The sequence below is a fragment of the Rhizobium sullae genome (genome assembly GCF_900169785.1).
Classification (GTDB): domain Bacteria; phylum Pseudomonadota; class Alphaproteobacteria; order Rhizobiales; family Rhizobiaceae; genus Rhizobium; species Rhizobium sullae.
In genome coordinates, this window is record NZ_FWER01000030.1 from 44,753 (window position 1) to 63,452 (window position 18,700).

Genomic DNA, 18,700 nt, shown 5'->3' on the forward strand with positions numbered 1-18,700 from the left:
TTTCTCCTTTACGAGGAGGATGATCGGGCCTAGTCTTATTGACGTCAATCTTGATGCAATCGATCAATATGAACACGCTCTGGATCACCACCGAAGAGGCGCTTGCCCGCCTCGGTACAAAGCCACAGACGCTTTACGCCAATGTTAGCCGCGGACGGATCCGCGCCAAACCGGATCCCGCCGACCCGCGTCGTAGCCTCTACCAGGCCGACGACGTCGGGCGACTGGCGGAGCGGCACGCAGGCCGACGGCAGTCGGCAGCGGTGGCAGCCGAAGCGATCCGCTGGGGTGATCCCGTTTTGCCGACGGCGATCTCGACGATTTCCGATGGAAGGCTGTTCTATCGCGGCCGTGAGGCGGTCGCTCTTTCCGAGCATGCGACGCTGGAAGAGGTCGCGGCACTCCTGTGGGGCGGCGGAAATATTGCGTTCGAAACGGGCGAAGGCGGTGAGGGCGACGCATCCCGCATGGCGAATGCCTTCACGCTTCTTGCAGCGCGCGTCACCACCGACCTGCCGGCCCTCGGTCGGAATCCGGCAGTTCTTCGAGCAGAGGCAGCGGACGTGCTATTAACCGTGGCCGGCGGACTCGCCCCCTGGCATGGCGAGCCAATGCCTCTGCATCAACGTCTTGCGCGTGGCTGGCAGCGACCCGAGGCGGCCGATCCGATCCGCCGGGCTCTGGTGCTCGCCGCCGAACATGAACTCAACGTCTCGGCTTTTGCGGCGCGCGTCACCGCATCTTCCGGTGCGGCCCTTTCGGCGGCGACGCTCTCGGGTCTAGCGGCGCTCACAGGCCCCCGCCACGGCGGGGCGTGGCTGAGTGTCACGCTGCTTACCGAACAGGCCGCTTGCGTTGGGGTGCGAGAGGCAATCCGTGGAGCGCTATCGTCCGAAGGAGTTGTGCGGGCTTTCGGCCATCGGCTTTACCCGCAGGGCGATCCTCGTGCGAAGGCGTTAATGGCAAGCTTCGAAGCGCCACGGCTTTTTGGTTCTCTGGCGGAAGCAGGCGAGGAATTGCTCGGCGAGCCAGTCAATGTCGACTTCGCGATCGCCGCCCTGACGGCCACCTTCATGCTTCCCGAAGATGCGCCGCTTATCATCTTCGCTCTCGCTCGCACCTGTGGTTGGCTCGCGCATGCCATGGAGCAGGTCGAAGATGGCCATCTTATCCGTCCAAGAGCACGCTACACAGGACCCATGATTGAAACTTCTGGTGGGTAACACTCGTCAACCTTGCCAGCTTGCGCTTTTCTGCATACGAAAATCCGGTTTTGTTTTATGATGATAGGGCCGGGGCAAGCAGGTGACCGCATGGCGAATACCATGCCGGATCATGACGTTTGTGCGATGTGGGGGCGGATCATGAGCATAATCTCAGCATTCCTTCGCGGTTTTGCCGCAGCCGCCCTTGCGGCACTTCTCCTGCCGGCGGGCGCCGCACTTGCTCAAACGGGCGGGTGCACTGTCGAGAATGCAGCGGGCGGGCGTGAAATCCTCCGCTGCCCGAACGGCGTAACGGTGACGGCCGAGGCCGGTGCTTCCTTTAGGCTGAATGACCGCAACCGCGACGGCAGCCCCGATGTTGTGTCGCTGCGCGGCAAGGCAATCCTGGTCGATGTCGACGACGCTCGCCACACAGGCAGCTTTCAGGTGGTGACGCCTCAGGCGATCGCTGCCGTACGCGGCACGCAATGGGCAGTCGACGTTGCAGGCGGCCGGACGTCCGTGCTCGTGGTGCAAGGCTCCGTTGCCGTGCGCCGTCCTGCGGGTAATCCGGTCGTACTCCGTCCCGGCGAGGGAGTCGATGTCACAAGCGGCGCAGGCGCGCTTGAAGTGCGCCGCTGGCCGGCCGCCCGTGCCGCCGCGTTGCTTGCCCGCCTCGGCCAGTAGAGCTCATGCCCGACAAGAGATTTTCGATCACTGCTGCCATTCTCCTGTCTGCACTTTGGGGAGGCTTTCTTGGCTCCCTGCATCTCACGGGCAGCGCCGGGTTCCTCGACCGGATGGAAGCTTCGCTGACGGATTTCCGGAGCGTGCTGATCGGCCGCAAGATGCCGCCGCAAATGGTCGCGATCGTTGCGATCGACGACCGCACGGCCGCATCACACGGCTATCCTGTCGACCGGGCAACGCTTGCCCGCGCGGTCACTACGGTTGCCGCCCTAAGGCCGAAGACGATCGCTCTCGATCTGCTCTTCATCGACCCGAGCACCGAGCAAGGTGATTCGGCGCTCGTATCCGCGCTCCGGCTCGTGCCGTCAGTTATTGCCGCCGCGGCCGTCTTTCCGCAAAGTACCCAGACGGTGGCAAGCGACCCGAACGACCCGCTTGCTGGGATCCCCTTCGCCGACAGCCTGCTCCTGCCGCTCAAGCGTTTTTCCGATGTCGCCGCCACCGGCGTCGTCAATGTCGCAACGGACGAGACAGGCGTCCCCCGTTTCATGCCCCTGATCTCGCGCAGCGACGGACGCGTCGATCCATCATTCGCGTTGCGGACCGCATCGCTGGCGCTCGATCGCGATCCTGCATTCCAGCCGGGCAGCATCTCCTTTGCCGACCGGCATATTCCGACCGATACCGGTCAGCGTCTGCCGCTCACCTTCTATGGCCCACGCGGCACCATCCCGACATTCAGCCTGGCAGACGCGCTCGACGGCAAGGTGCCTCCAGACGCAATTGAGAACCGCGTCGTCATCTTCGGTTCAACGGTCACGGCCGGCGGCGACGTTTTTCCGACGCCTTTCGATCCGGTGTTACCCGGAGTCGAGGTCATTTCGACAGCCATAGCGCATCTGATCGCAGGCGACAGCATCGTGCGCGATCACAATATCCGCCGGCTGGATGCCACTGTCGCGGTGCTTCTGCCGCTGGCGCTTGTCGGCCTGATTGCCTGGCGGCGCAGCATTATCGGTTTTGCGCTGATCGTGCTGGTTCTCGTTACCTGGGCAACCGTCAATCTCGCCATGTTCAGGGCGGGCTATTGGCTCAGCGCATCGCTGCCGATCGCTGCCGCTCTGCCTCCCGTTCTCGCTTTCGGTGCAGCGCAGCTCCTTCTCGGCCGCCGTCAGGCCCGTCTTTTCGCCGCCCAGAGCGAGCTCCTGCAACGGGTCGAAGCCCCAGGCCTCGGCGAGTGGCTTGCCCGAGACCCGTCCTTCCTCGCCGTACCGGTAAGGCAGAACGCGGCGGTGGTGTTCATCGATCTGTCGGGTTTTACGGGTCTCAGCGAGGCGGTCGGCGCGGTGACCGTGCGCGAGATCCTGAGCGGCTTCTTCGAGATCGTCGATGAGGAGGCGAGGGCGCATGGCGGCGCGATCACCAGCTTCATGGGCGACGGCGCGATGATCCTGTTCGGACTGCCGCATCCGGCGGATGACGATGCCTCACGTGCCGCCGCCTGCGCGCTGGCGCTCGCAGACCGGATGCGCACCTGGCTCAATTCTCACGCGGACCTGCAAGGGGAGCGCAGGATCGGCTTCAAAATCGGCGCCCATTGCGGCCCGGTCGTCGCCTCGCGCCTCGGTACCGGTGACCGCCAGCAGATCACCGCGACCGGCGACACCGTCAATGTCGCCAGCCGCTTGATGGAAGTCGCGGCAAGCCGCGGCGCAGAGGTCGCCTTCAGCGCAGCTCTCGTCCGCGTCGCGTCCAGCGACGGCGGCCCGTTGCCCGCCGGTCCGCTGGAGGGTCCGCTCGAGACGCATATCCGCGGCCGTTCCGGCAGCATCGGCGTCTGGCTCTGGCGCCCAGCCACCTGATTTGCCGCTTTGACATTTGCCGTCTTAGCGGGTAGGAACGCGCCAACCGTTCTGCCGGCAGGTTCCGGCCACGGCGCTTCTGCGCCCGATATTCCGAAAGACAGACAGATGACAGATCTCAACAGCGTCGTTCCGGCGATCGCCAAGGCGTTGGCGAAGCGCGGCTATGCAGCGCTGACCCCAGTTCAGAAGGCCATGCTGGATCCGGCGCTTGCCGCCTCGGATGCGCTGGTTTCGGCGCAAACCGGCTCGGGCAAGACCGTCGCCTTCGGGCTTGCGCTTGCGCCGACGCTGCTCGAAGGCGAAGAGCGATTTGCGCCCGCCGCCGAACCGCTCGCGCTGGTAATCGCGCCGACACGCGAGCTTGCCCTGCAGGTGAAGCGCGAGCTCGAATGGCTCTACGAGATGACCGGTGCGCTGATCGTCAGTTGCGTCGGCGGTATGGATATCCGCAGCGAGCGCCGTTCGCTGGAACGCGGCGCCCATATCGTTGTCGGCACGCCCGGCCGTCTCTGCGACCATATCCGCCGCAAGGCGCTCGATATGTCAGCACTGAAGGCCGTCGTGCTCGACGAGGCGGACGAGATGCTGGACCTGGGCTTCCGCGAGGATCTGGAGTTCATCCTCGATGCCGCACCCGGCGACCGCAGGACGCTGATGTTCTCGGCAACGGTTTCGTCCGCCATCGCCAAGCTCGCCAAAAGTTACCAGCGCGACGCGGTGCGCATTTCGACTCAGACCGAAGAGAAGCAGCATGTCGATATCGAATACCGCGCGCTCGCGGTTGCGCCCGCCGATCGCGAAAACGCGATCATCAACGTGCTGCGCTACTACGAGGCGACCAATGCCATCGTCTTCTGCTCGACCCGCGCTGCGGTCAATCATCTGACGGCCCGCTTCAACAACCGCAATTTCTCGGTCGTGGCGCTCTCCGGCGAACTGACGCAGAACGAGCGGACGCACGCGCTGCAGGCGATGCGCGACGGCCGCGCCCGCGTTTGCATCGCAACGGATGTGGCTGCGCGCGGCATCGACCTTCCCGGCCTCGATCTCGTCATCCATGCCGACCTGCCGACCAATCCGGAAACGCTGCTGCATCGCAGCGGCCGTACTGGCCGGGCAGGGCGCAAGGGCGTAAGCGCGCTGATCGTCCCGCTCAATGCCCGCCGCAAGGCCGAGCGCATTCTCGATGCCGCCGGGATCGCCGCCGCCTGGGCTCTGCCGCCGTCGGCCGAAGACGTGATGCGCCGCGACGACGAGCGCCTGCTTGCCGACCCAATCCTCAGCGAGGCCGGGCGCGAAGAGGATCAAGTGCTGGTCAGCCGGCTCATTGCAAATCACGGCGCGGAAAAGCTCGCCGCGGCCTTCGTGCGCCTCTATCGCTCCAATCAGTCGGCGCCGGAGGATCTGATCGAAGTCTCGATCGAGGGCGACCGCAAGCGTCAGCGCCGCGATGATGCCTTCGAGCCGCGCGAACCGAGCCAGAAGGGCCCGCGCGACGATTTCGGACCGAGCGTCTGGTTTTCGGTTTCCGTTGGCCGCAAGCAGAATGCCGAACCGCGCTGGCTGATCCCGATGCTCTGCCGCAACGGTAATCTGACGAAACGCGAAATCGGCGCGATCAAGATGCAGCCGGAAGAAACCTATGTGGAAATCTCTGCCGATAGCGCCGAAGCCTTTCTGCAAGCGGTCGGGCCGAACAAGACGATGGAGCGCGGCATCCGCGTGACACGTCTGAACGGCACGCCGGATTTCGGCCGCCCGGCCGCCGCGAAACCTTACGGCGGCAAGAAGCCATTCGGCGAGCGCCGCGACGAGACGTCCCATGATGAGCGCCCTAAGGGGAAGTTCAAGAAGGATTTCAAAGGCAAAGCCACTCCGGCGAATGGCGAGCGCAACGAAAAGCCCTGGAGCACGGCAGCCGGTAAGCCAAAATTCGAGGGCAAGGGCGGCTTCGCGCCGAAGGGCAAATTCGCTAAGAAGAAGCAAGGCTGAGGAGAAAAGGACTGACAATTGGTGCCTTCCGTATGTGCCCACTTGAGAGGCAACCGTGACAGAGACATTGATTTTATCGGTTCCGCTCTTCAGCACCTTGTGCAACGAAGCTTTCAAGCTGCGTCGTGCCGTCTTCATCGGCGAGCAGAATGTGCCCGCCGACGAGGAATTCGATGAAGCCGATCTCAGCGCCCAGCACATCGTCGCCATCCATGCCGGCGAAGTCGCGGGCACGCTTCGTGTCGTCTATCTCGACGATCACGTGAAGATCGGCCGCGTGGCCGTCGGAGCGCAATGGCGCGGCCATGGCATCGCAAGCGCGATGATCCGCTTTGCGATGGAGGCGCATCGCACGGCACGCGGCAATCGCTTTTACCTGACGGCTCAAAGCGACAAGATCGCGCTCTATGAGAAGTTCGGCTTCACTGCGTTCGGTGACAAATTTCTCGACGGGGGCATGCCGCACCTCGCCATGAAGAACTACTAATTCCGTGGGCGCGATGGATATAGGCGCGCCGATGACAGGTAAAGACCGCCCGGAATATCTTGCGGCAGCAGATTTCATTCGCGAAAACCTCCGCCTTCAGCGGGTACCGGCAATTCCGGAGATAGTGCTCCATCTCGCGCATTCGGGAAGCGGGCTTGGGCGATTGACAAGTCTGGATGGCGCGGCACCCTACTGGGCCTATCATTGGGCTGGCGGAACCGTGCTCGCCCGCCATATCCTCTCGCAGCCTCAGACCGTTAACGGCCGCCGTGTCCTTGATCTCGGCTCAGGCTCGGGCCTTGTCGCTATTGCCGCTGTGAAGGCAGGTGCTATGCATGTCACCGCCGTGGATGTCGATCCCCGTGCCATCGCCGCAACAGACCTCAACGCCGCTGCCAACGGCGTTGCGATCGAAACCCTGCAAGCCGATATCCTCGACGCGTTGCCTCCCATTTGCGACGTCATCCTGGCAGGCGACGTGTTCTACGATGCAAGGCTTGCAAGCCGCGTTCTGCCATTCCTTGCCCGCTGCCGCGCCGCAAGCATCGATATCCTGATCGGCGATCCCGACAGGGCATCTTTCCCGCGCGAGCAGTTCCGCCTCGTCGCAACACATGCTGTCACAGATTTTGGAGATGCAGGTGCGGACAAGGTCAGTGGGGTTTATTCGCTTTAATACGGCGAAGGTCCGACGGATCGCACTAAACGTCAGCCGAGAAGCTCAGGCCGGAGCAGCATCACCGGGCAGGGGGTTCCTGCCGGAAGCTGCGGTGCATGGGGCGGGCGGACGATCAGGCAGTCGGCATGGGCGAAGACCTTCATCATCGACGAATCCTGCTTGCCGAACGGCTCTACCAACCAGTTGCCGGAGGAGGATTTGGCGAGCTTCGCCCGCACATAGTCCTGGCGCTGATCGTTGGCGGCAAGGGTGACCGCCGCCTCGACCGTTGAGTCGCGCTTCACAGGCGGCAGGGAGGCAAGCTTGCGGATCAGCGGCTCGAGGAACAGCAAGGCGCAAACGAGGCTCGACACGGGATTGCCCGGCAGGCCGAGCACATGCGTGCTTCCGAGGCTACCAACCATCAGCGGCTTGCCAGGCCGCATGGCGATCTTCCAGAAATCGAGCGTCATGCCCGCTGCAACTAGTGTGGCCTGCACGAGGTCATGGTCGCCGACGGAGGCGCCACCGAGCGTCACGACAACGTCGGCCCCGGCAGCCTGCGCCCTGCGGACCGCTGAAGTGATCGCCGTCTTGTCGTCAGCTACAATGCCGAGGTCCAGCACGTCGCCGCCGGCCTTGCGCACCAGTGCCGCGATACCGAACGTGTTCGACGCAATGATCTGCGAAGGACCCAGATCGCTTCCGGGCGCCAGCAGCTCGTCGCCGGTCGCAAGGATTGCCACAAGCGGCTTGCGCAGCACGTCGAGCGAGGCATGGTTCATCGCGGCCACCACCGTCAGCCGCGTGAAATCCATGACGGTGCCGGCCGCGAGCACCGCCTCGCCCTCGGCAAAGTCCTGACCACGGGGACGGATATGCTGGCCTTGGCGAACGGGAAATTTCGTGCGGATGCCGCCGTCGATCTTCTCCGCGTCCTCCTGCAGCAAGACGCTGTCGGCGCCTAAGGGAACCGGTGCGCCGGTAAAGATACGAACTGTCTCGCCTTTGCCCACCGTGCCGTCGAAAGCGTGTCCGGCAGCGGATGTGCCGATAAGCTTGAGCTGAGCGCCGGGTTCCGGTGCATCCTCGCGGCGCAACGCATAGCCGTCCATCGCAGACGCGTTGAAGGGCGGCTGCGTCAGCCGCGCCGGCAAGCCGTTCGCGAGGACGCGTCCATCGCCGTTGGCAAGCGAAACGGTCTCGACATCGGAAATCGGATTGGCGCTGCCAAGCAGCCTGCCTTGCGCCTCTGCGACCGGAAGCAGGCTCATCGGCGAGCCTCCGGATGGCGGAAGTCGCCCGATTTGCCGCCGGATTTTTCGAGCAGCCTGATGCCGCCGATCTCCATCGCCTTGTCGGCGGCCTTCGCCATGTCGTAGATCGTCAGGCAGGCGACGGACACGGCCGTCAATGCCTCCATCTCGACACCGGTCTTGCCGGTGAGCTTGGCGGTCGCGGTGACGCGCAGGCCGGGCAGGGCGGCGTCCTCATCGATCTCGACGCTCACCTTCGTCAGCATCAAAGGGTGACAGAGCGGAATAAGGCTGGACGTCTGCTTGGCCGCCATGATGCCAGCAAGTCGCGCGGTGCCGATGACGTCGCCCTTCTTCGCATTCCCGTCACGGATCAATCGCAACGTTGCTGCCGCCATTTTCACATGGCCCTCTGCGGTCGCAATGCGAACCGTATCGGCTTTGTTTCCGACATCGACCATGTGGGCCTCGCCCGAGGCAGCTATATGGGTCAGGCTTGGCTTTTCGCCGCTCATGTCATTCCGCCGCGATTGCCGCTTCGCCGAAGAGCAGAGCGCGGGTCGCAGCCGTCACGTCGTCCTTGCGCATCAGGCTTTCGCCGACGAGGAAGGTGTCGATGCCGGCCGCCTGCAGCCGCTTGCAGTCGGCATGGGTAAAGATTCCGCTTTCGCCGACCAGCAGCCGGTCATCCGGAACCATCGCCGAAAGCTCCTCGCTGACGGTCAGGCTGACTTCAAAGGTGCGGAGGCTGCGATTGTTGATGCCGACGAGCGGCGAGGAGAGTTTCAGCGCCCGCTCCATTTCCGGTGCATCGTGCACTTCGACCAGCACATCCATGCCGAGCGCAAAGGCTTCATCCTGCAGCTGCTCTGCCTCGTCATCGGAAAGCGAGGCCATGATCAGCAAAATGCAATCCGCGCCCCAGGCGCGCGCTTCGTGCACCTGATATGTCTCGAACATGAAATCCTTGCGCAGCGCCGGAAGGGCGCAGGCGTCGCGGGCCGCCGTCAGGAACTTCGGCGCGCCTTGAAAGCTTGGCGTGTCGGTCAAGACCGACAAGCAGGCGGCACCACCGGCTTCATAGGCTTTGGCGAGCACCGGCGGATCGAAATCCGGGCGGATAAGGCCCTTGGAGGGGCTTGCCTTCTTGATCTCGGCGATCAGGCCGTACAGTCCGGCAGCGCGCTTGGCGGCGAGAGCCTTGTGGAAGCCGCGCGGCGCGGTTTGCCCTGCCTGCATCGCCTTCAGGTCCGCAAGCGAAACCTTCGCCTTGGCGGCGGCGATTTCCTCGCGCTTGTATGCCTCGATCTTTCGCAGGATATCGGTCATCAGGCAATCCTAGTCGATATCGTTCGAAACGGCGATCAGTTTATCGAGTGCTGCAGCGGTCGCGCCGCTGTCCAGCGATTCGGTCGCGAGTTTCATGCCCTCGGTGATCGTCTCCGCCTTACCGGCAATGACGAGCGAGGCAGCCGCGTTTGCAAGGGCGATATCGCGATAGGCGTTCCTCGCGCCGCTCAGCACTTCGCGAAGGGCCGCGGCATTGGCGACGCCATCGCCGCCTTTGATCGCGGCAAGCGCACAAGACGAAACACCGAAATCGGCCGGCGAAAGCTCAAAGGTGCGGATTTTGCCGTTTTCGAGTGCGGCGACACTGGTCTTGCCGGTCGTGGTGATCTCGTCGAGGCCATCGCCATGCACGACCCAGACGCTCTCCGATCCCAGATCGCGCATCACTTCGGCAATCGGCACGACCCATTGCGGCGCAAAGACGCCGAGCAATTGGCGGCGCACCCCGGCCGGGTTCGTCAGCGGGCCGAGCAGGTTGAAGATCGTCCGGGTGCCGAGCTCGACGCGCGACGGGCCGACATGCCGCATCGCCGAATGGTGCTGCTGGGCAAACATGAAGCCGACGCCTGCCTCGCTGATGCAGCGGGTGATCACTTCAGGTGCGATCTCGAGTTTGACTCCGAGTGCGGCAAGGCTATCGGAGGCGCCGGATTTCGAACTCAGGGCGCGGTTGCCGTGCTTGGCGACCGGAACACCGGCGCCGGCGACGATCAGCGCCGCCAGCGTCGAGATATTGTAGGTGCCGCTGCCGTCACCCCCGGTGCCGACGATATCGATCGCATCGGCAGGCGCTTCCACCCGCAGCATCTTCGATCGCATCGTCGTCGCGGCTCCGACTATTTCGTCGACCGTCTCGCCGCGGACGCGCAGCGCCATCAGGAAACCGCCGATCTGCGAGGGAGTCGCCTGACCGGACATGAGAATTTCGAAGGCCTCGCGGGCCTCGTCACGGGTCAGCGGCTCGCGGCTCGCAGCCTTGGCCAGAAGCGGCTTCAGATCGGTCATGCGCTACAGCTCCTAGCGAACGGCTGCCTGATCGGCGAGCGTCTGGTTGATCGACGCACCGTAGTGCGTTTGCAGCAGGTTCACCATCTGGTCGAGAATATCGTCGCCGGCAGCATTGGCCATGGCGGTGATCTGCGCATCCTGATTGTTCAGCACATCGCCGGTCGGTTCCGTGTTCACGCTGGTGACCTTGAGCAGGATCTGTGTGCCGGGATCGCCGCCGACGGCGCTTGCAACGGTATCAACCGGACCGGTGAAGGCAGCGGTCACGCCGGCACGGCCGAGAACGGCATCGTCGGTGCTGCGCGTGATGCCGCTCTTGCTTTCGACCGCGATGCCGAGTGGAGCCGCGATGTCGGCAAGCGTCTTGCCCTTCTGGGCTTCCTGCTTGAGCTCGCCGGCCTTCTTGGCAAGTTCGAGCTTCTGCTGTTCGGCGGTCCAATCCTGAACGACCTTGTCGCGCACTTCGGCGAGCGGGCGATCGCGTTCCGGCGTGATTTCGCGCACGTCGAACCAGGCATAACCGTCATTGCCGAGCGGCAGAGCCGGCGCCTGAACGCCGGATTCGGTTTTGAAGGCTTCGCCGATCAGTTGCGGCTTCGCGGGGATGTCCTTGACCTCGTTGCCGTCCTTGTCCAACCCGCTAGGATCGACGGCGTCGATCACGATGGCCTTCAGCTTCAGCTGTTCGGCGATCTGCTCGAGCGTCTGGCCGGAGCCGCGCAGATCCTCGATACGGTCGTGGACGTTGATAACCTCCTGCGACGCATTGACTAGCGCAAGCTGCTTGCGGATGTCTTCCTTCACCGCGTCGAAGCTCTTGACACTCTCGGACTTGATGTTGGTGATGCGCAGGATGACCGGGCCGAAGGAACCTTCGACGACAGGCGTCGTGCCGCCGTCCTTGGCGACTGCGAAAGCAGCATCGGCGACGGTCTGGTCCGGAACCTTGTCCTTGGTGAAATCGCCGAGCAGCACGTCGCTTGCCGTCTTGCCCTGGTCGGTCACGAGCTGGTCGAAGCTGGTACCGCTCTTCAGCGCCGTTTCGGCAGCCGTCGCCAGATCCTTGCTGGCAAAGGTAAGTTGCTCGATCGTGCGCGTTTCCGGCGTCCGGTAGTTATCCTTGCGCTTGTCGAAGTCTTCGCGGATCTGGTCGTCCGTGACGGTCGCGGCATCCGCGATGTCGGCAGGCTCGAGCTTCAGATAGGCGATCTTCCGGTATTGCGGTGCGCGGTAGCGACTCTTGACGCCCTCGAACCACTTCGAAAGCATATCCTCGGCCGGTGCCTTGATGGGCTCGATATTCGCGTTCGTCAGCAGCAGGTATTCGATGTCGCGGCTCTCCTGGCGGTAGAGCTTGAGCGCGTCGACGAGCGTCTTCGGAGGCGTGAAGCCGTTCGAAACCGCATCGACGATCTGGCTGCGCACGGCGACCTTGCTGCGCTCGCTGATATAGTCCGCCTCGCGGATGCCGGCGTTGCGCAGGCGCGACGTAAAGAGCGTGCGGTCGAACTGGCCGTTGACGGCCTTGAATGCCGGATCATCAGCGATCAGCTGGGCCAGGCGATCTTCGGAAAGGCCGAGATTCATGTCGGCAGCAAGCTGGTCGAGCGAAGCGCCGGCGACGAGCTGGGCGATCACCTGCTGCTCGACGCCGAAGGCCTTGGCCTGCTCGGGCGTCAGACGCATGCCGAACTGCTGGCTGAGACTTGCGACCTGCCGCTGGTAGGCAAGGCGGAATTCGGTGGCGTCCACCTGCTGGTCGCCGACGGTGACCACAGCCGTGCTGCTGCTGCCGGTGAGCAGCGAACTGGAGATGCCCCAGATGCCGAATGAAGCGACCAGGAGAAGCATCAGGAGCTTGGCGACCCAGGTCCGGGCGGCTATTCTCAGGAAATGGAACATCGAAACGCAAACCTCGCATTATTTTCGCCGTTTCACGGGCAAAGCTTTTGACGTTCCTTAGAACAAACGCGTCAGGAAATGAAGCGCCCGCGCGCGAAAACATGGCAGGTGCTGGAGAGAGTCCTGGAAGGCGATCGCGTTTAAGAAATGAAGCGGTGCAGGGAACCTTTCGGCCCTCACTTCGTTGAAGCCGCATCCGCAAAAAGAGGAGCAGACAATGGCCGAACTCAAGACCGCCTCCGGACAAACGACGGGCGCACGCGTGAAGGCGGAAATCGCAGCAGACGATCTTTCCGCTCAGGTCGCTGCATTGCGTGAGGATTTGGCACGGCTGTCCGAGAGCGTCGTCGCCTTGGGGCAGGGCGCAAAGACCGCCGTTGCCGACGAGGCTTCTGTCATGACCGAGCGCGTGCGCGAGAAAGTGCGTGAAGAGCCAATCTTCGCACTCGCCGTAACCGCCGGCATTGCCTACGTCTTCGGCCTGATGAGCCGCCGCTGAAACGGCGCGGCAATATGCAAACGTGCAACAAAAAAGCCGGGAGCTGTGGTCCCGGCTTTTGCGCGATTGAAATCAGCGTCGTACGAGGCGTCCGAGCGCAATAAGAATGCAGGCGCCGACGAAGCCGGTGATCAGGTATCCGAGCCAGCCTACGAGCGGCTGGATATTCAAAACGCCGAGAATGAAATTGGCAACGATCGCGCCGACGATGCCGAGAACGATATTCATGAGCACGCCCATATTGCTGCGCATGAATTTTTCCGCGAACCAGCCGGCGATACCGCCGATGATGATGGCCGCAATCCAACCTACGCCTTCGCCTTCCATTGTGATCTCCCTCCTAGAGAAGCAATAAAATGAACGCAAAATCTGCAGAAACGTTCCTTGCCGGGTCAGGGTAGCAATGTTACCGGCATATGAAGCACGTAAGCTAACCAACTGAAAAATCAGGCCGGAGCGCGCACCCGGCTTCACGCTCAAACTCTTGTCTCACGCTTCTACTCAACCCCGTGATTCGAAAAGATAAATCATTCGCCTTGCGGAGCAAGCCAAATATTAACAGGCTGTTAGGCGTGGAATTTGGATCGAAGGCAGCTTTCTTCCGCATGGACGGCCGAAAAGCGCCGCCGCACTCGGGATTTCCGCGTTGTCGCCGATCGATAAAAGTGTGTCCGCTTAGCGGAAGGTGAAGCTGCGCCAGTTCGACAGGCGGGCCTTGACGAGCACGATCTGCGCCTCTCGCACAAGAAAGAGGGCGCCGAAGATCGCTGCGATCGTAATGAAGTCCCAAAACATTGGCGCGCTCCGTTGCGAGAAGAAAGAGCGGGTCGAAGCTTGCGCCCCCGCCGACGCTACGACCCGCTCCAAACCCGAGCGCCCGACAGGCGCTCAAGGACATACAACCCTTATAGGGCGCCAATGAGACCGGATATCGTAAGATATAGGGATGCGGGGATTATGATAACCATATGATGTTCGAGAAAATCATAAATTATATAACAAAATCACGTATGTACTGGCGCGGCGAGAACGGCGGAAACGGAGAACTACGTCTACGCTATGGCCCTCCATGACACTTCTGCGATCGCTCGCATGCCGAAGCGGCGGCAGCGATCGCCAAAATCTCGCAAAATCTCGACGGTCATGCAAAGTTGCTTGCCTTGTACTTACTGAGCCGAAGCCACCAAAACACTACTATTCCGGCTGGTGGGCAGCACTTGTCCCCAAGGCGTGAACGAGCGCCTGGCGTCCGCTCCCGGCAAGCCAAGATCGGAAAGAGAGGATTTCTGGATTGATCTCCCGCATGGCGTTTAGATCGACACGTTCTGCCAGCGGGCCATCTTCCAGGCTCTTAGCCATGTGTGCGAGGTCCGCATTGGCTGCGAAAACGTCATCCGGAAGGCGTGCGTAAGTTATCGGGCGACCGGCGACTTCAGTAAAGGCGGCTTCGAGCTCAAGACCTGTAACCACGTCGCTTGCGATCTTCAAAGTCACCCCACCGAACCGAGGCTTATCGGCGAACATGGCTGCAATGAACTTTCCGATATCGTCCACGGCAGTGAGCTGGATCGAATGATCTGGCCTGATAAGCGAGTGCAACCGCCCTTCGTCCAATCCTAACCCGGGTCGCACAAGCATCTCCATGAAAATCATGGGCCTGACGATGGTTGCCGTGACGGGCAACTTGCGGATATGCGCCTCTATGCGAGGCTTGGCATCGAACCGCGCCACACCTGTCAGCTTATCTCCGACGCTGGCACCCGAGGAGTAAACCAGATGAGCGACGCCACTTTCGGCGGCCAGGTCCGCGATCGAGGTGCCGTAGCGTACTTCTTCCTCTGCCGCCAGATTCGCCGGCAGCACGATGAAAACACCATGAGTGTCTTTCACCGCCGCCCGGATTACATCCGTGTCCTCGAAAGATCCGGGCACCAGTTCGACGCCTGCGTCTCGTAGGGCAATCGAGGCCGGTTTCAGGGGATCCAGTACAAGTGCGCGAACAGGCCACCCTGTCTTCAGCAAGGCTTTAGCGACCGATCCGCCCTGTCGGCCGCTGGCGCCGAATACCAAAATTGGACGTATGTCATTGGTCATTGAGAACCCTCGTGTTGAACAAGGGGCATCCATATATACGAATGGAAGGCCATCGGAAGACGGCACATTTTTCAGCATCAGGCACAGGGATGATACGCATGGACAATTCCATTCATGCCCGCTCACATCAAGCGCCAGAGGGCAATCGGGAGTTCAAGCCAATCCCATCAAACGGGATCTGCACGCGGCTCGGCGATAAATGGACTGTCCAAGTCCTGTGGCGTCTCTCCCTCGCAGATAAGCGACGGCTCCGCTTTTCAGCGCTCAAGAAAGAAATCGACGGGATTACCCAGCGAATGCTGACGCTGACACTGCGCAATCTAGAGCGCGACGGGCTTGTCGTGCGACACTATTTTCCCGAAGTGCCACCGCGGGTCGAATACGAATTGACCGACATGGGAACCGGCGTTTTGGACGCCCTTGAAGGACTCAACTTTTGGATTCGAGAAAACCTGCCTACCATTGAAGAACATCGTCACGCCTACGACAAAGCTGAGCAGTAACTTCTAGGACCCGCCGCAGCTTCGACCCGCTTCTAAACCGAGTTTTCTGCTCAGATGTGGTGTGCACCATGCGTTGCATGCACAAGATGGCAGCTTTCGGCAGGCACCAATCCNAACCGAGTTTTCTGCTCAGATGTGGTGTGCACCATGCGTTGCATGCACAAGATGGCAGCTTTCGGCAGGCACCAATCCAACCCTGAATGGCCACTTTGGTGGCGAATGCTGCCGCTATTGTGCTGAACCAGCTTGTAATCCCGAGCCGGACGTGCAAGCGCCGGCGAAGCTCAACTTGAGCCAGATCCTCGCCGACCAGACGTCGGAATCAAACGGGTCGAAGGCCACNTGCAAGCGCCGGCGAAGCTCAACTTGAGCCAGATCCTCGCCGACCAGACGTCGGAATCAAACGGGTCGAAGGCCACATATGGCTCGCCAGCTTCACGCATTGTGATCTGGGATATTTTCGACCTGGAGCAGAGGACCTTGCAAATCAACGACACCCGCTCGGCACGAGGTTGTCACCCATGTCTTAGGTAATTTTTGTTACCTATGTCTCCGGGCCGGACATGTTCTGGATGGCGGAAGAGGTGGCCGTATATTCTCTATGCGTAGTTGCGCATAATAACGCAGAATCAAATATTTCTGCCATTTTTTTATAGCGCCGTCGTGCGCCTAATTGCGTATTCCTACCCATCATGCAATTATAAAAGCAATGATAGTGGGATTCGAACTATGACGGGCAAAGTTAGAAAAATTTTGGGATTCGAACTCAATCCCAATTCCCCGCTCTCCAAGCAAATGTTGAAAGAGGGCGTGACCACGCCAGCGGAAATCAGGACGCCCGGAAGCTATCGGAAAAGCTATTTGCTTTATTACGTCGTACCCAAGGGCGGCGGCGGATCATGGGTATTCGTAAAACAAGGGCGGGGGCCAAATGGGCGAATTGGCCTCGGCACCGGGAAGCTGGTGTCGGAAGAGCGAGCCGAAGCGCAGGCCGCCGAAATACGCCGCCAAATTGGGGACGGCCGCGACCCGTTCGCTGAACGACGCCGGGAAAAGGAAACGCGCGTAACCTTTGCCCGGTGCGTGAAAGAGGTTTTGAGCATAAACCGACCGACTTGGAAGAGCGAGGTTCATGCGAAGCAGTGGAGTTATTCCTTGGAGGTGATTTGCAAACCTCTTCTCAAGAGGCCCATAGCCGGCCTCGGCGTAAATGACGTTTTGAAAATTATTGAGCCAATCTGGAAGACCACGCCTGAAACGGCAGACAGGACGCGCGGGCGCATCGAGCGCGTCTTCAATTACGCAATTGCCAAAGGATATCACGCCGGCCCAAACCCGGCGACAAAGGACTTGCTGCGCGACCTCTTGGGCAAGCGCAAAAAACTCACGCGCGGTCACCACGCGTCGATGCCATGGAAGCAGCTACCCGCCTTTACAGCAGAGCTTCGCGACAGCGTGGGCCAAGGTGCCCGCGCGCTTGAAATGTTGATACTGACCGGAGCCCGAACCGGCGAAATTCTAGGCGCTGAGTGGAGTGAAATCGACCTGCACGAAAAATTATGGGTGGTTCCCGCCGAACGCATGAAGGCGGCGAAGCCACATATCGTGCCGCTGACCGCCCCCGTCCTGGAAATCCTCGAAACGCTGCCCGCGCGCGAAGGCCTGCTGTTTGCAAATCCCAAAGGAAAAGAGCTTTCCAACATGACGCTATCGGCGGTTCTCAAGCGCATGAAAGTTGAAGGCGTTACCGTGCATGGTTTCCGTGCGTCACTTCGGCAATGGGCGGGCCATGCCAGCTACGACCGCGATATTGCGGAGGAGGTATTGGCTCACAACGTCGGTAACGCGGTGGAGCGCGCATACAGGCGTGACGCATACGTTGAAAAGCGGCGTGCGCTTCTGGAAGGGTGGGCGGAGTTCCTTGAAGGCGAAACAGAAAAGGAGAAAAACTGAGGAATTTGAAATTTCCATTTAACTTTTGGCCATATCGGAAATAAATTCCTACACTTTCGCTAATTACCGTAAACTTCCCATTTCGAAAATTTGGATAGCGCGTGGTCACGCGACATAATGAGGTTGCCTGAATAAAGAGGAGAGACGCAATGGCGACCCCAAAACACAAAACGTGGCTGCGACCCACGGCGTTGTTGGCTAAACTTGCCCCGAACCTTGGCATCCGTTGGTTTCACGACCACAAATACGACCCCGGATTTCCCGAAATTAGATATGCTGGCCGCACCCCACTTATCGCGCTTGAAGATGGTATCGAGTATTTCAACAACCTTCCGACTAAACCGACTATGCGCAGCAAGGAAGAGCCAAAGCCGCAAGCCGTCGATGAAAACGGCGAACCCATCAAGCGCCGACGCGGACGCCCACGGAAGCAGCCGCTTGCACAACAAGCAGCCGAGTAAACGAAAGCCGCCGGGGGGCAGCGGTCCCATATGGCGGCTCTCGGAATGCATCGCTTTCTGACCCCTTAATTATATGGCATTCCGAACCCGTCGCAAGACCGCCCCCGGCCTTCCCATAGCGAAAGCCGAAGATGGATGCCTTTCCTGCTTTTCCCTCACGCCCGTTTTACATGCCGCCCGGCAATCGCCAGCGGAGGCATGCCATGACGCGCAACGGCGGCAATCGGCTCGGCTCCATGAAAGCCAAGCTCGTCAAGCGCTTCAATTCGCCGCCGCCTAATACCCCGTGGCTGTGGGCCACGCATGAGCTACTGGAAAGCGTGCCGTTCATCGCCCTTTCCGATCACGCCAGAAAGGGCTTGTTGCGCCTGATGCTTGAGCATTCGAAGCATGGGGGGCAATTGAACGGCTCCCTTATCGTCACCCATGACGATTTCAAGCGCTACGGCATCAACCGGAATTACATCGCTGACGCAATCGACGAACTTCGGCACATGGGGTTTGCGCGGGTTGCCCGTCGCAAAGGCGAGGACGGTTTATCCCGCGCCAGCCGCTACACGTTGACATTCTTCGGCACCGAAGACGGCGCGCCGCCGACCAACGATTGGAAGCGCACGGACGACAAGCACATCCAGGCATGGCCCAAGAAACGGAAAGAACTCGCAGAGGCGCGCCGGAAGCGAAATCGCCCAAAATGAGCATTTTCACCGATTCCCGGATTCGGGAATCAACCACTCCCGGATTCGGGATTCAGTAGCCCGCCGCGATTGGCAGGCC

18 protein-coding genes are annotated in these 18,700 nt (G+C 61.2%); 11 read left to right on the plus strand and 7 right to left on the minus strand.

Annotated features, from left to right (window positions below; translation table 11 throughout):
* The first annotated feature begins 53 nt into the window (after positions 1-53).
* The 6 genes from BN1800_RS23755 (at position 54) to BN1800_RS23780 (ending at position 6,915) form a co-directional block, all read left to right on the plus strand.
* The gene (locus BN1800_RS23755) at positions 54-1,223 is read left to right on the plus strand and encodes a citrate synthase (protein ID WP_244564613.1); all 1,170 of its coding nucleotides are present in this window, start codon (positions 54-56) and stop codon (positions 1,221-1,223) included.
* Between the two features lie 141 nt (positions 1,224-1,364).
* The gene (locus BN1800_RS23760) at positions 1,365-1,892 is read left to right on the plus strand and encodes a FecR domain-containing protein (RefSeq protein ID WP_087001459.1); all 528 of its coding nucleotides are present in this window, start codon (positions 1,365-1,367) and stop codon (positions 1,890-1,892) included.
* 5 nt (positions 1,893-1,897) lie between these two features.
* Positions 1,898-3,757: a CHASE2 domain-containing protein gene (locus tag BN1800_RS23765; RefSeq protein ID WP_087001421.1), complete on the plus strand. Its 1,860-nt coding sequence runs from the start codon at positions 1,898-1,900 to the stop codon at positions 3,755-3,757.
* 108 nt (positions 3,758-3,865) lie between these two features.
* Positions 3,866-5,752, plus strand: coding sequence for a DEAD/DEAH box helicase (locus tag BN1800_RS23770; RefSeq protein WP_087001422.1), 1,887 nt, complete (start codon positions 3,866-3,868; stop codon positions 5,750-5,752).
* Positions 5,753-5,807: 55 nt separating this feature from the next.
* A complete protein-coding gene (locus BN1800_RS23775) occupies positions 5,808-6,239 on the plus strand; it encodes a GNAT family N-acetyltransferase (RefSeq protein ID WP_087001423.1) in 432 nt (143 codons plus the stop codon).
* A gap of 31 nt (positions 6,240-6,270) precedes the next feature.
* Positions 6,271-6,915: a class I SAM-dependent methyltransferase gene (locus BN1800_RS23780; protein WP_087001460.1), complete on the plus strand. Its 645-nt coding sequence runs from the start codon at positions 6,271-6,273 to the stop codon at positions 6,913-6,915.
* 32 nt (positions 6,916-6,947) lie between these two features.
* On the opposite strand, the gene BN1800_RS23785 is transcribed toward BN1800_RS23780, so the two are convergent.
* From BN1800_RS23785 to BN1800_RS23805, 5 genes are read right to left on the minus strand one after another with little or no spacing between them, the layout of a single operon-like run.
* A complete protein-coding gene (locus BN1800_RS23785) occupies positions 6,948-8,171 on the minus strand; it encodes a molybdopterin molybdotransferase MoeA (RefSeq protein WP_087001424.1) in 1,224 nt (407 codons plus the stop codon).
* Positions 8,168-8,668 carry a cyclic pyranopterin monophosphate synthase MoaC gene (gene moaC / locus BN1800_RS23790; RefSeq protein ID WP_087001425.1) on the minus strand — a complete coding sequence of 167 codons (501 nt, stop codon included), beginning with the start codon at positions 8,666-8,668 and terminating at the stop codon, positions 8,168-8,170. The genes BN1800_RS23785 and moaC overlap by 4 nt, the downstream gene beginning before the upstream one ends.
* A 1-nt stretch (position 8,669) precedes the next feature.
* Positions 8,670-9,482 (minus strand): indole-3-glycerol phosphate synthase TrpC, encoded by an 813-nt coding sequence (gene trpC, locus BN1800_RS23795; RefSeq protein ID WP_027513139.1) that lies wholly within the window; start codon positions 9,480-9,482, stop codon positions 8,670-8,672.
* A 9-nt stretch (positions 9,483-9,491) separates the two neighbouring features.
* Entirely contained in the window at positions 9,492-10,508 is a 1,017-nt protein-coding gene (gene trpD, locus BN1800_RS23800) for an anthranilate phosphoribosyltransferase (protein ID WP_087001426.1), read from the minus strand.
* Positions 10,509-10,520: 12 nt separating this feature from the next.
* Complete coding sequence (locus tag BN1800_RS23805) at positions 10,521-12,413, minus strand: peptidylprolyl isomerase (RefSeq protein WP_087001427.1); 1,893 nt, start codon at positions 12,411-12,413, stop codon at positions 10,521-10,523.
* 217 nt (positions 12,414-12,630) lie between these two features.
* Here BN1800_RS23805 and BN1800_RS23810 point away from each other — a divergent pair, with 217 nt between their 5' ends.
* The gene (locus tag BN1800_RS23810; protein WP_027513136.1) at positions 12,631-12,912 is read left to right on the plus strand and encodes a hypothetical protein; all 282 of its coding nucleotides are present in this window, start codon (positions 12,631-12,633) and stop codon (positions 12,910-12,912) included.
* Between the two features lie 72 nt (positions 12,913-12,984).
* Here the strand turns inward: BN1800_RS23810 and BN1800_RS23815 are convergent, their stop codons facing one another.
* Together BN1800_RS23815 and BN1800_RS23820 are read right to left on the minus strand one after the other, a co-directional pair.
* On the minus strand, positions 12,985-13,239 hold the full coding sequence (locus BN1800_RS23815; protein WP_027513135.1) for a GlsB/YeaQ/YmgE family stress response membrane protein: 255 nt from the start codon (positions 13,237-13,239) through the stop codon (positions 12,985-12,987).
* An 867-nt stretch (positions 13,240-14,106) separates the two neighbouring features.
* Positions 14,107-15,084, minus strand: coding sequence for an NmrA/HSCARG family protein (locus tag BN1800_RS23820; protein ID WP_244564614.1), 978 nt, complete (start codon positions 15,082-15,084; stop codon positions 14,107-14,109).
* A gap of 20 nt (positions 15,085-15,104) precedes the next feature.
* On the opposite strand from BN1800_RS23820, the gene BN1800_RS23825 reads away from it, so the two are divergent.
* From BN1800_RS23825 to BN1800_RS23840, 4 genes are all read left to right on the plus strand, one after another.
* The gene (locus BN1800_RS23825; RefSeq protein WP_179213872.1) at positions 15,105-15,509 is read left to right on the plus strand and encodes a winged helix-turn-helix transcriptional regulator; all 405 of its coding nucleotides are present in this window, start codon (positions 15,105-15,107) and stop codon (positions 15,507-15,509) included.
* A 729-nt stretch (positions 15,510-16,238) separates the two neighbouring features.
* Positions 16,239-17,462 carry a tyrosine-type recombinase/integrase gene (locus tag BN1800_RS23830; protein WP_087001430.1) on the plus strand — a complete coding sequence of 408 codons (1,224 nt, stop codon included), beginning with the start codon at positions 16,239-16,241 and terminating at the stop codon, positions 17,460-17,462.
* Between the two features lie 149 nt (positions 17,463-17,611).
* A complete protein-coding gene (locus BN1800_RS23835) occupies positions 17,612-17,923 on the plus strand; it encodes a hypothetical protein (protein ID WP_087001431.1) in 312 nt (103 codons plus the stop codon).
* Positions 17,924-18,126: 203 nt separating this feature from the next.
* A complete protein-coding gene (locus tag BN1800_RS23840; protein ID WP_143534063.1) occupies positions 18,127-18,621 on the plus strand; it encodes a hypothetical protein in 495 nt (164 codons plus the stop codon).
* Positions 18,622-18,700 lie beyond the last annotated feature (79 nt).

Coding starts and splice junctions, on each gene's coding strand:
- BN1800_RS23815 (WP_027513135.1), bottom strand. CDS start 13,239: ATGGAAGGCGAAGGCGTAGGTTGGATTGCGGCCATCATCATCGGCGGT.
- trpC (WP_027513139.1), bottom strand. CDS start 9,482: ATGACCGATATCCTGCGAAAGATCGAGGCATACAAGCGCGAGGAAATC.
- BN1800_RS23785 (WP_087001424.1), bottom strand. CDS start 8,171: ATGAGCCTGCTTCCGGTCGCAGAGGCGCAAGGCAGGCTGCTTGGCAGC.
- BN1800_RS23820 (WP_244564614.1), bottom strand. CDS start 15,084: ATGCTGAAAAATGTGCCGTCTTCCGATGGCCTTCCATTCGTATATATG.
- moaC (WP_087001425.1), bottom strand. CDS start 8,668: ATGAGCGGCGAAAAGCCAAGCCTGACCCATATAGCTGCCTCGGGCGAG.
- BN1800_RS23825 (WP_179213872.1), top strand. CDS start 15,105: ATGGACAATTCCATTCATGCCCGCTCACATCAAGCGCCAGAGGGCAAT.
- BN1800_RS23770 (WP_087001422.1), top strand. CDS start 3,866: ATGACAGATCTCAACAGCGTCGTTCCGGCGATCGCCAAGGCGTTGGCG.
- BN1800_RS23805 (WP_087001427.1), bottom strand. CDS start 12,413: ATGTTCCATTTCCTGAGAATAGCCGCCCGGACCTGGGTCGCCAAGCTC.
- BN1800_RS23830 (WP_087001430.1), top strand. CDS start 16,239: ATGACGGGCAAAGTTAGAAAAATTTTGGGATTCGAACTCAATCCCAAT.
- BN1800_RS23835 (WP_087001431.1), top strand. CDS start 17,612: ATGGCGACCCCAAAACACAAAACGTGGCTGCGACCCACGGCGTTGTTG.
- BN1800_RS23760 (WP_087001459.1), top strand. CDS start 1,365: ATGAGCATAATCTCAGCATTCCTTCGCGGTTTTGCCGCAGCCGCCCTT.
- BN1800_RS23840 (WP_143534063.1), top strand. CDS start 18,127: ATGACGCGCAACGGCGGCAATCGGCTCGGCTCCATGAAAGCCAAGCTC.
- BN1800_RS23765 (WP_087001421.1), top strand. CDS start 1,898: ATGCCCGACAAGAGATTTTCGATCACTGCTGCCATTCTCCTGTCTGCA.
- BN1800_RS23780 (WP_087001460.1), top strand. CDS start 6,271: ATGACAGGTAAAGACCGCCCGGAATATCTTGCGGCAGCAGATTTCATT.
- BN1800_RS23755 (WP_244564613.1), top strand. CDS start 54: ATGCAATCGATCAATATGAACACGCTCTGGATCACCACCGAAGAGGCG.
- trpD (WP_087001426.1), bottom strand. CDS start 10,508: ATGACCGATCTGAAGCCGCTTCTGGCCAAGGCTGCGAGCCGCGAGCCG.
- BN1800_RS23810 (WP_027513136.1), top strand. CDS start 12,631: ATGGCCGAACTCAAGACCGCCTCCGGACAAACGACGGGCGCACGCGTG.